Source organism: Cupriavidus sp. 01L46 (assembly GCF_056399905.1).
Genome location: NZ_JBFTSF010000153.1, coordinates 1 through 14,775 on the forward strand (window position 1 = coordinate 1; position 14,775 = coordinate 14,775).

Sequence of the window (14,775 nt, forward strand, 5' to 3'; positions counted from 1 at the left end):
GGACTACCTGTGGACGCGCCCGGACGGCAGCTTCAATGGCAACATCTACTACGACATGGTCTGGCGCCGGACCAACCAGCGCCACGGCATCTCCACTACGCAGGCCAACCAGACCGACCTGTCGGGCGAGTTCCTCACCGGGGCCATCAAGCACAAGTACGCGTTCGGCGTGGAATTCTCTCGCGAGAAAAGCGAGAACGACGGYTACACGGTCGCCACGGGCAACAGCCGCTGCCCAAGCGGCCCGGGCGCGGCCAGCGGCTACAACTGCACCACGTTGTACAACCCCGACCCGCATGACCCGTGGAGCGGCCGGATCGCCCGCAACTACAACCCGACCAATCACACGGCCACGACCGCATCGGTCTATGTCTTCGACTCGATCGAGCTCAGCAAGCAGTGGATGTTGAATGCGGGATTGCGCTTCGACCGCTACCGCGGCGAAGTACAGACCGCCCGCGCCAACGGCGGCGCCGGCCCGCGCAGCACGCATACGCGTGACGACAACCTCTTCAACTATCAGGTAGGCGTGGTCTACAAGCCAGTGGAAAACGCCAGTGTCTACTTGTCCTACGGCACCTCGTCCACGCCAGCCGGCGCCGTGGTCGGCCAGGGCAGCGAGCCGAGCGGGCTCGCGCCGACCAGCGCGGGCTCCGCGTTGTCTCCGGAAAAAAACCGCAGCATCGAACTCGGCACCAAGTGGGACGTGCTGCGCAAGCGCCTGGCCTTGACGGCCGCCATCTTCCGCGTGGAAACCACCAATGCGCGCATCATCCTGGAAGACGGCCTCGCGGCCATGGCGGGCAACAAGCGCGTGGACGGCATCGAGCTCGGCTTCTCCGGGAACGTGACCGACCAGTGGGCTGTCTTCGGCGGCTACACCCACCTGAAGAGCGAACTGCGCAACAACGGCGGATCCGGCGCGGCCTTCGGCGCATCCAACGGCCACTCCTTCCCCAACACGCCGTCGGATAGCTTCAGCCTGTGGAGCACCTACCGGTTCCTCCCGAATCTCACGGTGGGCGGCGGCGCTTACTACGTCTCCAAGGTGTGGGGCAGCGAGGCCCGCAACAACTGGGTGCCGTCCTACTGGCGCTTTGACGCCATGGCGGCCTACCAGATCAACAAAAACGTGACGCTGCAGCTCAACGTGATGAACCTCGCCGACAAGGTCTATTACAACCAGGCCTACCCGGCGCACTACGCATCGATTGCGCCCGGGCGCGCCGCCGTTTTCAACGTCAACCTGCGGTACTGAGCCGAGGTTGGTCCTCGTCGTGGCACGCGGGAGCCGCACGTGCCACGGCATCTATTCCCGTACCGCGAATTCGAAAATGTAACGTTTTCGCTACAGACACGATGGATGTATGTCTTGACTGACATATGAAATACAAATGATAATTCTTCTCATTCTCAACATTATTCAAGCAATCGGGGAAATTCGTGCAGACCGCTTTTGTCGTCCGGAAGAACAAGAAACATAACGTCATACCGCGCCTTTCGGGCGCCGTTGGCATGGCGGTCGCAGCTGCACCGGTAGCTGCCCAATCGGCCGGCACGACCGTTGCTGCCGTCGAATTGCCCGCGGTAACCGTCAGTGGCGCCAACGAAAGCGGCTTCAAGGCGGACACCGCATCGTCGATCAAGACGCCCGCCGCCCTGCTCGATACGCCCAAGTCGATCACCGTTATTCCGCAGGAAGTGATCCAGAGCACCGGCTCGACCAGCCTGAGCGATGTGCTGCGTACGGTACCCGGCATCTCCTTCGGCGCCGGCGAAGGCGGCAACCCGGTTGGCGACCGGCCCTTTATCCGTGGCTACGATGCGCAGGCCAGCACCTTCCTGGATGGCTTCCGCGATATCGGCTCGCAAAGCCGCGAGTTGTTCAACGTCGAATCCGTCGAGGTCACCAAGGGCCCGGCCGGCGCCTACGACGGCCGCGGCTCGGCCGGCGGCAGCATCAATATCGTCAGCAAGGCGCCCAAGCTGACCAGCTTCGCCGAAGGCAACATTGGCGTCGGCAATGCGGACTACAAGCGCGCCACGGTCGACGGCAACTGGAAGTTCGCCGACCACGCGGCCTTCCGCCTGAACGCCATGTATCACGATGCCGGCGTCGCCGGGCGCGATACCACGCACCAGAGTCGCTGGGGCTTTGCACCCTCCGTGGCCTTCGGCCTGGGTACCGACACGCGCCTGACGCTGTCCTACTACCATATGCAGTCGGACGATATCCCCGACACCGGCATCCCGTACAACAACCCCACCTTCAATCGCCGCACCGACGGCCGCCCGCGCCTGAGCGTCGCCGGCGACGGCTCGCCGGTGAACGTGCCGCGCAACACCTATTACGGCTTGTCCGATCGCGACTTCCGCAAGGATAAGGCCGACATGGGCACCATCCGCTTCGAGCACGATTTCAGCCCAGCGCTCAAGTTCCGCAACCAGACCCGTATTGCCAAGACCAGCCAGGACTTCATCTGGACCCAGCCGGACGACAGCCAGGGCAATCTGTACTACGGCATGATCTGGCGCCGCACCAATACGCGTGTGGCCACCGCCAATACCATTGCCAACCAGACCGACCTGTCGGGTGAGTTCGCCACCGGCACGATCAAGCACAAGTACGCCTTCGGCGTGGAGTTCGCGCAAGAGAAGAGCGAGAACGACAGCTACAACGTGGCGACCGGCAGCAACCGCTGCCCGAGCGGCCCGGGCGCCGCCGGCGGCTACAACTGCACCACGCTGTACAACCCGAACCCCAACGACCCATGGGCGGGCGCCATCAGCCGCGTGAACAACCCGACCAACTCGAAGACCAACACCAGCTCGGTCTACGCCTTCGACTCGATCGAGCTGAACAAGCAGTGGCTGCTCAATGCCGGCGTGCGCTTTGACCGCTACAGCACCGAGTTCCAGGCCGCCCGCGCCGCCAACGGCACCCGCGCCGAGTACTCGCGTGACGACAACCTGTTCAATTACCAGTTGGGCGTGGTCTACAAGCCGGTGGACAACGCGAGCTTCTACGTTTCCTACGGCACCTCGTCGACCCCTGCMGGCTCCTTCCTGGCCCAGGGCAGTGACGGCAACGCACTGGCGCCCGACCGCGCCGGCAACCGGGGCGACCAGCTCGCCCCGGAAAAGAACCGCGCCTTCGAAATCGGCACCAAGTGGGACGTGCTGCGCAAGCGCCTCGCTTTGACGGCCGCGATCTTCCGCGTGGAAACCACCAATGCGCGCATCACGCAGCAGGACGGCACCGCCGCCATGGCCGACAACAAGCGCGTGGACGGTGTAGAACTGGGCTTCTCGGGCAACGTCACCGACAAGTGGGCCGTGTTCGGCGGCTACACGCACCTGAAGAGCGAACTGCGCAACAACGGCGGCTCGGGTGCGGCCTTCGGCGCCACCAACGGCCAGTCCTTCCCCAACACGCCGGCGGACAGCTTCAGCGTGTGGAGCACGTATCAGATCATCCCCAACCTCACGGTAGGCGGCGGTGCGTACTACGTCTCCAAGGTGTGGGGCAGCGAAGCCACCAACAAATGGGTGCCCTCGTACTGGCGCTTTGATGCGATGGCTTCGTATCGCATCAACAAGAACGTGGCGGTGCAGCTCAATGTGTTCAACCTGGCCGACAAGGTCTATTACAACCAGGCCTACGCCAGCCACTATGCATCGATCGCTCCCGGACGCTCCGGCGTCCTGAGCCTCAACGTGCGCTATTGAGCCGCGGCAAGCGCTCGGCAAACCCTGCGCTGCCGGCCGGTCTTGCAGACCGGCCAGCCCGCACACGGCACACCACCCTTGCGGCACGGTGTGCCGTTTTTACTTTCTCCGCCCCGTATGGAAACACTGGACACACTGGCCACACTCCCCTTCCGCATCGTCTCTCCCGGAGAGCTTGACCAGCTTGGCGCCAACGGCCTGGCCGACAAGCTGCGCGAGCCGCCACACCTGGCGCTGCCCTGGCTGGGCGGCGCCGCCGTGCAAGGCAACCTCGAAGCGCAGATGATTCTCGGCYAGTGGTTTCTCGCAGGCCACGGCGTCGAGCGCGACGCAGCCCGCGCCTTCGTGTGGTTCAAGTACGCCGCACACGCCGGTCATGCCGGGGCCTCAAACATGACTGGCCGCTGCTACGAAAACGCCTGGGGCACGCTGCAGGACGATCACGCGGCAGCGCAGTGGTACACGCTCGCGGCGCAGCGCGGCTCCGACTGGGGCATGTACAACCTGGCAACGGCGCTGGTGCTGGGCCGCGGCATTGCCGCCAGCCGCCCGCAGGCGCTCGACTGGTATCTGCGGGCCGCCGATATGGGGCACGCCAAGTCGCTCAATATCGTAGGCGGCTTCTACGAGGACGGCTGGGAAGTGGAACGCAACGCGGCCGTGGCAATGGACTACTACCGCCGCGCGGCCGAAGGCGGCGATTTTCGCGGCCAGTTCAACTACGCCCGCGCGCTGGCGCTATGCGGCCAGGAACACGAGGCCATCCGCTGGGTGCGGCAAGTGCCGCGCACCGCCAATGCGCCCTTCATCGAGAAGATGCTCGCCTTCCTGCGCGACGCGCCCGACGCAGCGCTGAACCAGTTGTATAGGCACGCGGACGATGCGGCGCAACTCAGCTCACGCGAAACCCAATCTTCAGCGTGACCTGGAAGTGCGCGACCTTGCCGTCCGTGATGTGCCCGCGTGTCTCAACCACTTCGAACCAGTCGATATGCTTGATGGTCTCGCTCGCCTTGTCGATGGCGCTACGGATCGCCGCGTCGCAGCCGTCCGGCGACGAGCCCACGATCTCAACCAGTTTGTAGGTGTGGTTTGACATGTCCGCCCTCCTTGGCGCGATGGCCGCTGGCTACGATACGCACCCGCCAGCTTGGTGCTCCGGATACGTTTCTCCATCATAGGCAGCGGGCACGGCAAATCCAAAGTGCGGTTACTCGCCGACAAGATTGCTGACGTGTTAAGCACTGGCCCCGTGCCGGCGGTTCATGCCTGAACCTGGCCGGCGCGCCGGCGTGCCGGCTGGTCCTGCACGGCGCGGCGCCGCCCGGCGATGTCCTCGGCAAGCCATTCGACGAAGGCGCGCACTGCCGGCGGCAAGTGGCGCCCCGCCATGGTCTGCACCTGCAGCGCGCGCTGCTGCATGGCGCGGCTGGCGATCGGCACCAGCACGCGCCGCTCCGCGCGCAGGTTGTTGCGCACCGCCAGGGAACCCGTCAGGTACACCGCGTCCGCGTACGTCTGGTAGCCCACCAGCGCGCTCAGCGAATTGCTGCTAAGCAATATGCGCGGGCGCAGCCCTTCCACGCCGCAGGCCAGGTCGAACAGTTGCCGGATGGTGTTGGTCTCGCTGGGCAGCGCCAGCGGATACGCCACCACCTCCTTCAGGCTGGCGCGCTTGAGCGCGGCCAGCGGATGCTTGCGCGCGACATAGGCATAGACCGGCGCGGTTTCCGAATAGGCGACTTCGATGCCTTCCTGGGCCGCGATGGCGAACGTCAGCGCCAGGTCCACCGTGCCCTCGCGGACCATGCGTGTGGCGATCGCAGGCGCGCAGACTTCAAGCGAAAAGCTCACGCCGGGAAAACGGCGCTGGAACAGCGCCATCGCGTAAGGCATGTAGTCCCGCGCGAAGCCGTCGGTGCAGGCCAGCCTGACTTTGCTGTGCGCCAAGCTAAGCAAGCCCTGGAGATCGGCCTGCAGGGTCTGCGCGTCGAGGAAGGCGCGGCGTCCGTACTGCTGCACCACCAGTCCGGCCTCGGTCAGGCGCATGCCGCGCGGCTCGCGCTCGAAGAGCGCCGTACCGAGTTCCGCTTCGAGCCGGGCCACCTGCCGGCTGATGGCCGATACCGCGACATGCAACGAGGCAGAGGCCGCGCTGAGCGAGCCGCGCTCCGCCACCTCAAGGAAATAGGCCAGCGGTACCGCGTGGATCGATGTGAACTTCATGGTTGTGCTTCCGGCAAGCGTGTCTTTGCATGAGAGGGACTGGCAGCGTGCTGCCATTGCGCACCGGCCTTTGCGCAATGATAAGCCTGGCCCGCACCTGCCTTGCTGATTTTAGAAAGCAGCTTTCTGGCTGGCCGGAGCACCAATGGTGCCGAAATGCCATGCGGCGCGGCCTGAGCGGCAGCTTCTCGCGCAAACGGMACCGCCGCGGTGCGGCTAGTGCGCTCTGCCACGCCACTGGCGGGCGTGAACTGGCAGGCAGAGCGCGGAAATGCTGTTGGCATTGCGACACGCGTTTTGCCGGAACTGGCCCGGCTGCCGTTATCGTTACGCCATGCCCCAGCCGCGCACGCACGCAAGCCAGCGAGCGGCCGCGGGGCGCTGACAGAATGCAAAGCGAAGCAAGGAGACCGTAACCTCATGGAAGACATCTGCTACCTTGGCGCCGTGGAAATGGCCCGCGCCATCCGCACCCGCGAACTCGGCGTGCGCGAAGTGATTGACGCGCATATCGCGCGCATCCAGCGCGTCAACCCGGCCATCAACGCGATCGTCACCACCACCTTCGAGGAGGCACAGGCCGCGGCCGATGCGGCCGACACAGCGCTGGCGCGCGGCGCCGTGCCCGGGCCGCTGTTTGGCCTGCCGGTGGCACACAAGGATTCCTTCCTGAGCGCGGGGGTGCGCACTACCTTTGGCTCGGCGGTGTACCGGGATTTTGTGCCGGCGCAGGACAGCGCGGTGGTGGCGCGCCAACGGGCCGCGGGCGCCATCATGCTGGGCAAGACCAACCTGCCGGAGTTCGGCGCGGGCTCGCACACCTTCAATGCTGTGTTCGGCGCCACGCGCAACCCTTACCGCCTGGGCGTCTCGGCCGGTGGCAGCAGTGGTGGCAGCGCGGCGGCGCTGGCCGCGGGCATGGTCGCGCTGGCCGATGGCTCGGACATGGGCGGTTCGCTGCGCAACCCGGCCAGCTTCTGCAATGTGGTGGGCTTGCGAGCGTCGATCGGACGGGTGCCGATGACGCCGGCCAACCATGCATTCAACACGCTCACGGTGGGCGGGCCGATGGGCCGCTCGGTGGCGGATGTGGCGCTGATGTTCAGCGTGCTGGCCGGCGACGATCCGGCCGACCCGCTGGCAATTGCCGCTGACGCCAGCGATTTCGCCACCCTGCCCCGGATCGATGGCAAGGGCCTGCGCGTGGCGGTCAGCCCGACGCTCGGTGGGCTGCCGTTCGAGCCGGCGGTGAGCCGCATGCTGCAGGAGGGAATTCGCCAGTGCCAGGCGCTGGGCTGCACGGTGGACGAGGCAGAGCCGGATTTCAGCGGGGCCGACCACGCCTTCGAGGTGCTGCGCGCGCTGGCGTTCGCCACCAACTACGGCGCGGCGCGCGCCGAGCATGGCGAACAGATGAAGGAAACAGTGCTCTGGAACATCGACCTGGGCCTGGCCCAGGACGGCGCCGCGATGGCGGAAGCCGCGCGGGCCCACAGCCGCATGTTTGCGCGCATGCAGGCCCTGCTGGCGCGCTACGATTTTCTGATCGCGCCGGTGTCRCAGGTGACGCCGTTCGCCGTTGAAACCGAATATCCGCAGCGCATCGAAGGCGTGCCGATGCCTAGCTATATTGGCTGGATGCGCTCGTGCTACCGCATCACCATCACGGGCCATCCCGCCATCTCGGTGCCCTGCGGCTTTACCGACGACGGCTTGCCGGTGGGCTTGCAGATCGTCGGCAAATATCGCGGCGAGCGCGCGCTGCTGGCGTTTGCGCAACTGTTCGAGCAGGCCAATCCCGCCGGGCGCATCCGCCCGGCGTTGTAAGCCGCCACCATGGCGCCGGCCAGGGTCCGCGCACCGGGCCACATTGACCATTTCGACAACATCGACCACATTGATCGCAACACAAGGGGAAACACAGATGTTTGCAACGCACATGACAAGATGGACGCTGAACATGACCAGCGGCGTGRCCCGATGCATCATTGGCGGTGCCGCCGCCTGCGCGGCACTGGCGGTGGCCGGGCCGGCGCTGGCCCAGACGTACCCGGACAAGCCGATCAAGCTGGTAGTGCCGTTTCCCCCGGGCGGCTCCACGGATGTGCTTGCCCGCCTGGTGGCGCGCAAGCTGGGCGAAGTGCTGCGGCAATCCGTGGTGGTAGAGAACAAGGCCGGTGCGGGCACGATCGTCGGCGCCGACTATGTGGCGAAAGCCACGCCTGACGGCTATACCTTGCTGCTCAGTGCTGCCACCACGTTCACCGTGAATCCGGTCACATACTCACGCCTGCCCTACGACTCGCTCAAGAGCTTCGAGCCGCTCGGCATGGTCGGCTCCACGGCGCTGGTGCTGCTGGCCAATCCGGCAGTCAAGGCGGACACGCTCAAGCAACTGGTGGCCGAGGCCAAGGCCACGCCAGGCGGCATGTCCTACGGCTCCTATGGCGCGGGCACCACTGCGCACTTCGCGGGCGAGATGATCAACGCGGCGACCGGCATGGGCTTGCTGCACGTACCGTACAAAGGCAGCGCGCCCGCCATGGCCGACCTGATCGGCAACCAGATCCCGCTGTCGGTCGATACCGTGGTGGCAGCCGCGCCGCAAATCAAGGGCGGCAAGGTCAAGGCCATCGCCGTCACCAGCGCCGCGCGCTCGATGCTGCTGCCCCAGGTGCCCACGGCGATCGAAAGCGGCTATCCCGGTGTGTCGCTCAGCACCTGGTTTGCCATCGTCGCGCCCAAGGGCATTCCCGCGCCGGCGCGCCAGACACTGGAAACCGCCATTGCCAGCATGATGAAGGATCCCGCGCTGCAGCAGAGCATGACTGCCAACGGCTTCGAGCCCGAGTACGGCAGCGCCGGCGAATACCGCGTGCGCGTCACCGGCGAGATCGCGCGCCTGCGCAAGATCGCCCAAGCAGCGAACATCCACGCCGATTGATCGCTATCCAGCGGCATCGGCCTCGCATGGCACCATGCGAGGCTGCCCGCTCGCTAAAGAACGCCTCGAAAAACGCCAGGCAAACTGGCAAGGATCATGCCATCGCAATGGCGCGTTTGGTGTCCGCGCCTAGCCGTTGTTTGCGCTGTCCTGGGCGAGTATTGGCAGACGGTTGGCGAACTGTTGGCGGACTGTTGGCGGACTGTTGCCTAACGCGTAAAACGATCGAACACGCCGAGAAAGAGTTTGTCCTTTCCGGTGCATACGTTCTACCTTACGAGTGTGCGCCCTGCCTTTCCGGAGACCGCAATGGCAATCCGTTCCACCGCATCACACAGCACCGCGCAGTTGCGACGGCTCGTCGGCCAGTTGCAGGCCGAGGTCGATTCGCTTGATCACCTGGCGATCTTCGACGCCGAGACCCAGACCGCGCTGGGCCAGGCCCGGGACCGCCTCACCCAAGGCATCGAGGCGATCGAAGATGCCATCCAGAGCCTGYGCACCCTGCAGCAGGTGCGCCCCTCGGCCATGCGCAGCCGAAAGACGCCGCGCGCGGCCTGATCCACAGGGACGCGGCCGCGTTGCCCGCAATGCTCAGAATTCCTGCACGGTCGGGCGCAGCACAATCTCGTTGATATCCACGTCGGCCGGCTGCTCGATCGCGTAGGCGATGGCGCGAGCCACCGAATCGGCCGGGATGGCTTGCTGATAGAACTCGCCCACCACCTTGGCGCTTTCCGCGTGGGAGCTGCCTAGCTTGAGTTCCGAGTCGACCGCGCCCGGCGAAATCACCGTGGTGCGGATCGCGCCGCCGGTTTCATGCCGCAAGCCTTCGGAAATGGCGCGCACTGCGAACTTGGTGCCGCTGTACACCGTGCCGCCCGGGCTGAACACCTTCACGCCCGCGACCGAGGCAATATTGATGAAGTGCCCCGCGCCCTGCTTCTGGAACACGGGCAGCGCGGCAGCGATGCCATACAGCACGCCCTTGATGTTGATGTCGATCATGCGCTCCCATTCCTCGACCTTGGCCTCGCTCATGGGGGCGATGGCCATGAGGCCCGCGTTGTTGATCATGACATCGATGCGGCCGAAGCTTGCCACGGCCTTTTGCGCCAAGGCCTCGACATCGGCGCGCCGGCTCACGTCGGCTACCACCACTTCCGCCTTGCCGCCCTTGGCGCGGATCTCGGCCGCCAGGGTTTCCAGGCGGTCGCCGCGACGGGCGGCCAGTACCAGCGAGGCGCCCGCCGCGCCCAGGTGACGCGCGGTGGCTTCGCCCAGCCCGCTGCTGGCGCCGGTGATGACTACAACCTTGCTTGCGATGTTCGTGCTCATTGTTCACTCCGGAAAACTGCAGGCGCGCTGCCTGCGGATGGAAGTGATTATCTTGGCGGCGATGATCAATCAAAATGGAAACGTTTTGATTTCAGAATTCCATGTTCTGGAATTGATTGGCTAACGGATAACCGTGCCCGGCAGCGGTACGCTACCGTCCGCTCGGTCAAGACAGCGGGAAGCGGGCGACGGAAAGCGGGAAGCGCGCTCAGCGCGCCGCCACTGCGTCTTTGTCGCCGAAGTAAGCCACCAGCGCGTCAAACACCAGCCGGATGCGCATCGGCACCGGGCTACGGCGCGAGCGGTAGATGTACAAACCCCACGGCGCGGGCGCGAAGCGTTCCAGCACGCTGACGAGGCGGCCGGAACGCAGATGGGGCTGCGCGAGATAGTCAGGCAACTGACCGTAGGCGAGCCCGGAGAGGATCGCTTCCATTTCGGTCTCCGGGTCGTCGGTGAGAAAAGCTGGCGCGCGCGGATTGAACTGCTCGCCCTGGGCGAAATACCACGGCCAGGCGCGGCCGCTGCTGCGGTCGATCAGGCCTGTGGTGGGCAGCGCGGCGAGCTGGGCCAGGTCGGCCGGCTTGCCCACGCGCGCCACCAGCTCCGGCGTGCCCACGATATGAAAGCCCACCCGCGTCGTCATGCGCGCCACCAGCCGCTGGTCGCGGAACATGCCCAGGCGCAGGCCGATGTCGATCTCGTCGTCGACCACATCGGCGACCTGGTCCGAAAGCCGGATGTCGAGCGTGATACCCGGATGCGCCAGCGCTACCTCCCGCAGCGCCACCAGCAGATGCTGCCGCCCAAGCGTGCTCGGCGCGGTAATGCGCACGACGCCCTTGAGCTCCGTGTCCGAGCGGCTGGCCGGATGCGCAAACAGGCTGTCGACATCGACAAGCGCCGCGCGGGCGCGCTCGGCCAGGCGCTCGMCGGCGGCGGTGATGCGGATCTGGCGGGTGTTGCGGTGGAACAGCGGCTCGCCCACGGCTTCCTCGAGGTCCTTGACCGCGCGGGTGACGGTTTGCGGCGACGTGCCCAGCCGCGTCGCGGCTGCCTTGAACGAAGCCGACTCCGCTGCCGCGCAGAAGATCCTCAGCATTTCCAGCCGGTTGAGCATGGTGGTGTGCGCCGTGAAAAAACGCAGGTGCGTAGGTGATTGTGCAAAAGCGCGATTATAGGAGCCGCCGCGGCATTGAATGAGAACTGTCTCATTGCCGCCCTGGTCTATGTAGGTTGCGCATCGCCCGTTCCGCATCGCGCTTCTGTCTGGCAGAATGCCCGGCTCCCGCGCGCGGCCTCCGCCATCCTGCGCAACGGTGCAATGTCCTCTGACGGCTCTCGCCGGTTTTTTCGGGCCTATTCGGGCCTATTCGGGCCTATTCGGGCCTATTCGGGCCTATTCGGGCCTTTGCCGGCTTTTGCCGTCTCTTCAAACCTGCAAGCTGTAAGGATTCCTTTCTCGCATGAAGAAGTTTTTTTTCTCGGTGGCGCTGTGCCTGGCATCTGGCGTGGCCAGCGCTTCCGGCGGCTTTTCCCAATGTCCTCAATTCTTCGCGCAAAGCGCGGCCCCCAAGGCACCGAGCTCGGCCGAGCTCAAGCTGCGCCCGCTTTGCTATGACGCCTTTGCTGTCATGCACTCGGGCCGCAGCAAGACCCCGCTGTACGTGGCCGAGCGCCTGTCGCGCGTGCAGCTGATCGATGCCAGGGACGAGGCGCGAACAAATCGCTTCTTCTCCGATGCGCGCCTGCCCCGCGCCGAGCGGGCGGAACTGGACGACTACAAGGGCAATGAAGGCATCGACCGTGGCCATATGTCGCCTGCCGCCGACCAGCCGACCGCGCAAGCCATGTCGCAATCGTTCACGCTCGCCAATGTGGTGCCGCAATACAGCCAGAACAACCGCAAGGCATGGGCCTCCATCGAAAAGGCCACACGCAAGTACGCCATGCGCGCGGCCGGCGATGTCTATGTCATCACGGGCCCGGTCTTCGATGGCAACGTTCGCACCATTGGCAGCGGCAAGGTCTGGGTCCCCACATACCTCTACAAGCTCGTCTACGATCCGTCGACCAACCGCGCCTGGGCGCACTGGATCGAGAACTCCGACGCCGCCCGGCCGGGCAAGCCGATCTCCTATGGCGAGCTGGTCAAGCGCACCGGCATCGAATTCCTGCCTGGCGTTCAGCCGGCAAGCTGATGGACCGGGCGCCCGCATGCTGCATGACGGGCTGAGTGACGGTGCGTGCTGCGGCACGCGCGGCACGTCTGCCCGGACAGTGGCACACTTGCAGTTTTCCGGATTTCTGTCCTGCCGATCAACGGCACTGAGTGTCAATGGAGCAAGCAAGCATGCCTAACCACAGCAACAGCCAATGGATCCGCGTTGAAACCGAAGGTGGCGCCTTCGATGCCTACCTTGCCCTGCCGCCCACGGGCAAGGCGGCCAATGCACCTGGCATCGTGCTGGTGCAGGAAATCTTCGGTGTCAATGAACATATCCGCGCGGTAGCGGACCAGTACGCCCTCGACGGCTACGTGGTGCTGGCGCCGGACGTGTTCTGGCGCTTGGCGCCGCGCGTGGAACTGGGCTATGCGGGCGCGGACATGGCGCGCGCGATGGAGTTGCGCCAGAAGGTGGATGTGGAGCTGGCGGTGAAAGACATCGCCGCCACCGCCAAGGCGCTGCGCGGCCAGCTCGGCGCGGGCGCGAAGATTGCGGCAGTGGGCTACTGCTTCGGTGGCCTGATGGCCTACCTGAGCGCCGCACGCGGCCTGGTCGATGCGGCGGTTCCTTACTATGGCGGCGGCATCCAGAACAACCTGCAGGAAGCCGCCAGTATCAAGGTGCCGGTCCAGTTCCACTACGGCGCGCTCGATGCGCATATCCCGGCCGACGCCGTCGAGAAAGTGCGCGCTGCCGTGGCCGGCAACCGCCAGGCGGAAATCCACGTCTATGCGCAGGCCGATCACGGTTTCAACTGCTGGGCGCGCGGCTCGTATCATCAGCCGTCCGCCGCGCTGGCCCACGGCCGAGCCCTGACCTTCCTGGCTGGCGCGCTGTCCGCCTGAGCCAGCGGCAGCGGCAGCAAAAGCCGCCGCCATCGGGCTGCATACACGCGCCACGGCGCCGCCGTGGCGCGCTGCCTCGCTCTATCCTCCCCTTGCGCCGGACGTCCTGCCCGGCGTCTCCGCCTTCCCCACGCCAGGGCGGCTTGCGCCTGCGCCGGCCCGCCCGTATGCTGGCCCCTCGAACGCCAACGTCGCGGCATCGTGCTTGCGCCAGGAATGCAATGGCGCGATCAAGCCCTGCGGCATCGGCTCTCAAGACTTGCTGGACCCTAAAACCATAACGGAGACCACCATGCAGTCAGAGCAGCAGCGCGTCCTGCGCAACACTATCCCCGATGCCCTCGCCCGCGCGGTACGGCGCAACCCCGACAAGGTGGCGCTGCGCTTTGGCGAACGCAGCTGGACCTATCGCGAACTCGAGGCCGCGGCGGCCAGCGTGGGTGCCGCGCTGCAACGGTGGGGCCTGCGCCCCGGCGACCGCGTGGCGGCGTTCGGCAAGAATTCGGATGCCTACGTGCTGCTGTGGCTGGGCTGCCTGCGTGCCGGGCTGATCCATGTGCCGGTGAATTTCTCGATGACGCGCGGGGAGGTCGAATACATCGTCGCCCAGTCCGGCGCCAGCGCGCTGTTCGCCGACCCGGCGCTGGCCGCGCACGTCGAAGGGCTGCCTTGCCCGTTGCTGGGCAGCCTCCATGGCGGCGGCGAGCGCGACGTGCTGACGGCGGCCAAGGGCCCCGCCGGGGAGATCCTTGCCACCCTCGACGACGCCATGCCGGCGCAGATCCTCTACACCTCCGGCACCACGTCCGCGCCCAAGGGGGCCGTGCTGACGCATCGCGCCTTGCTGGCCGAATACATGAGCGCCATCGCCACGTGCGACATCAAGCCGGAGGATGACGCGCTGGCTGCGCTGCCGCTCTACCACTCCGCGCAGATGCATGTCTTCCTGATGCCGCTGCTGCTGATGGGCGGCAGCATCCTGCTGGCGCAAAGCCCCGAGCCGGGCTTCTGCCTGCGCACGGTGCGCGAGGCCGGCATCACCAGCTTCTTTGCACCACCCACCGTATGGATTGCGCTGCTGCGCCACGCGGACTTCGATCCGCGCCAGCTGGTCTCGCTGACCAAGGCCTATTACGGCGCCTCGATCATGCCGCTGCCGGTGCTGCTGGAATTGCGCGAGCGCCTGCCCGCGCTGGGCTTTTTCAACTGCTACGGACAAAGCGAGATCGGCCCGCTGGCCACGGTGCTCGGCCCCGATGAGCACCGCGAGCGGCCCGCTTCGGCCGGGCGTCCCGTGCTGAATGTGGAAACCCGCATCGTCGACGAGAAGATGCAGGACGCCAGGCCCGGCGAGCTCGGCGAGATCGTGCACCGCTCGCCGCAGTTGCTCACCGAATACTGGGACAAACCGGAGCAGACCGCCGAGGCTTTCAGCGGCGGCTGGTTCCACTCGGGCGACCTGGGC

The 14,775-nt window shown here is 65.9% G+C and carries 13 protein-coding genes; 9 read left to right on the plus strand and 4 right to left on the minus strand.

Annotated features, from left to right (window positions below):
- The 3 genes from AC1DS3_RS23780 to AC1DS3_RS23790 all read left to right on the plus strand — a co-directional run.
- A partial coding sequence (locus tag AC1DS3_RS23780; RefSeq protein ID WP_477128082.1) for a TonB-dependent receptor occupies positions 1 to 1,258 on the plus strand: 1,258 nt, incomplete at its 5' end.
- A 257-nt stretch (positions 1,259 to 1,515) separates the two neighbouring features.
- A complete protein-coding gene (locus tag AC1DS3_RS23785) occupies positions 1,516 to 3,729 on the plus strand; it encodes a TonB-dependent receptor (RefSeq protein WP_477128083.1) in 2,214 nt (737 codons plus the stop codon).
- A gap of 117 nt (positions 3,730 to 3,846) precedes the next feature.
- Complete coding sequence (locus tag AC1DS3_RS23790; protein ID WP_477128084.1) at positions 3,847 to 4,653, plus strand: tetratricopeptide repeat protein; 807 nt, start codon at positions 3,847 to 3,849, stop codon at positions 4,651 to 4,653.
- Here the strand turns inward: AC1DS3_RS23790 and AC1DS3_RS23795 are convergent.
- Positions 4,622 to 4,828 carry a dodecin gene (locus AC1DS3_RS23795; protein ID WP_441639034.1) on the minus strand — a complete coding sequence of 69 codons (207 nt, stop codon included), beginning with the start codon at positions 4,826 to 4,828 and terminating at the stop codon, positions 4,622 to 4,624. The genes AC1DS3_RS23790 and AC1DS3_RS23795 overlap by 32 nt on opposite strands.
- Positions 4,829 to 4,992: 164 nt before the next feature.
- Positions 4,993 to 5,955: a LysR family transcriptional regulator gene (locus tag AC1DS3_RS23800; RefSeq protein WP_441639032.1), complete on the minus strand. Its 963-nt coding sequence runs from the start codon at positions 5,953 to 5,955 to the stop codon at positions 4,993 to 4,995.
- Positions 5,956 to 6,375: 420 nt separating this feature from the next.
- On the opposite strand from AC1DS3_RS23800, the gene AC1DS3_RS23805 reads away from it, so the two are divergent.
- From AC1DS3_RS23805 to AC1DS3_RS23815, 3 genes are all read left to right on the plus strand, one after another.
- On the plus strand, positions 6,376 to 7,782 hold the full coding sequence (locus tag AC1DS3_RS23805; RefSeq protein WP_441639030.1) for an amidase: 1,407 nt from the start codon (positions 6,376 to 6,378) through the stop codon (positions 7,780 to 7,782).
- Between the two features lie 112 nt (positions 7,783 to 7,894).
- Positions 7,895 to 8,899: a Bug family tripartite tricarboxylate transporter substrate binding protein gene (locus AC1DS3_RS23810; protein ID WP_477128085.1), complete on the plus strand. Its 1,005-nt coding sequence runs from the start codon at positions 7,895 to 7,897 to the stop codon at positions 8,897 to 8,899.
- Positions 8,900 to 9,208: 309 nt separating this feature from the next.
- Positions 9,209 to 9,460, plus strand: coding sequence for a hypothetical protein (locus tag AC1DS3_RS23815; RefSeq protein ID WP_477128086.1), 252 nt, complete (start codon positions 9,209 to 9,211; stop codon positions 9,458 to 9,460).
- A gap of 33 nt (positions 9,461 to 9,493) precedes the next feature.
- On the opposite strand, the gene AC1DS3_RS23820 is transcribed toward AC1DS3_RS23815, so the two are convergent.
- Together AC1DS3_RS23820 and AC1DS3_RS23825 are read right to left on the minus strand one after the other, a co-directional pair.
- A complete protein-coding gene (locus tag AC1DS3_RS23820) occupies positions 9,494 to 10,237 on the minus strand; it encodes an SDR family oxidoreductase (protein WP_477109336.1) in 744 nt (247 codons plus the stop codon).
- A 208-nt stretch (positions 10,238 to 10,445) separates the two neighbouring features.
- Entirely contained in the window at positions 10,446 to 11,357 is a 912-nt protein-coding gene (locus AC1DS3_RS23825) for a LysR family transcriptional regulator (RefSeq protein WP_477128087.1), read from the minus strand.
- Between the two features lie 346 nt (positions 11,358 to 11,703).
- Here AC1DS3_RS23825 and AC1DS3_RS23830 point away from each other — a divergent pair, with 346 nt between their 5' ends.
- The 3 genes from AC1DS3_RS23830 to AC1DS3_RS23840 form a co-directional block, all read left to right on the plus strand.
- Entirely contained in the window at positions 11,704 to 12,438 is a 735-nt protein-coding gene (locus AC1DS3_RS23830) for a DNA/RNA non-specific endonuclease (protein WP_441639022.1), read from the plus strand.
- Between the two features lie 152 nt (positions 12,439 to 12,590).
- Positions 12,591 to 13,310, plus strand: a complete 720-nt coding sequence (locus tag AC1DS3_RS23835) for a dienelactone hydrolase family protein (RefSeq protein WP_043357103.1) — start codon at positions 12,591 to 12,593, stop codon at positions 13,308 to 13,310.
- Positions 13,311 to 13,602: 292 nt separating this feature from the next.
- A partial coding sequence (locus AC1DS3_RS23840; RefSeq protein ID WP_477128088.1) for an AMP-binding protein occupies positions 13,603 to 14,775 on the plus strand: 1,173 nt, incomplete at its 3' end.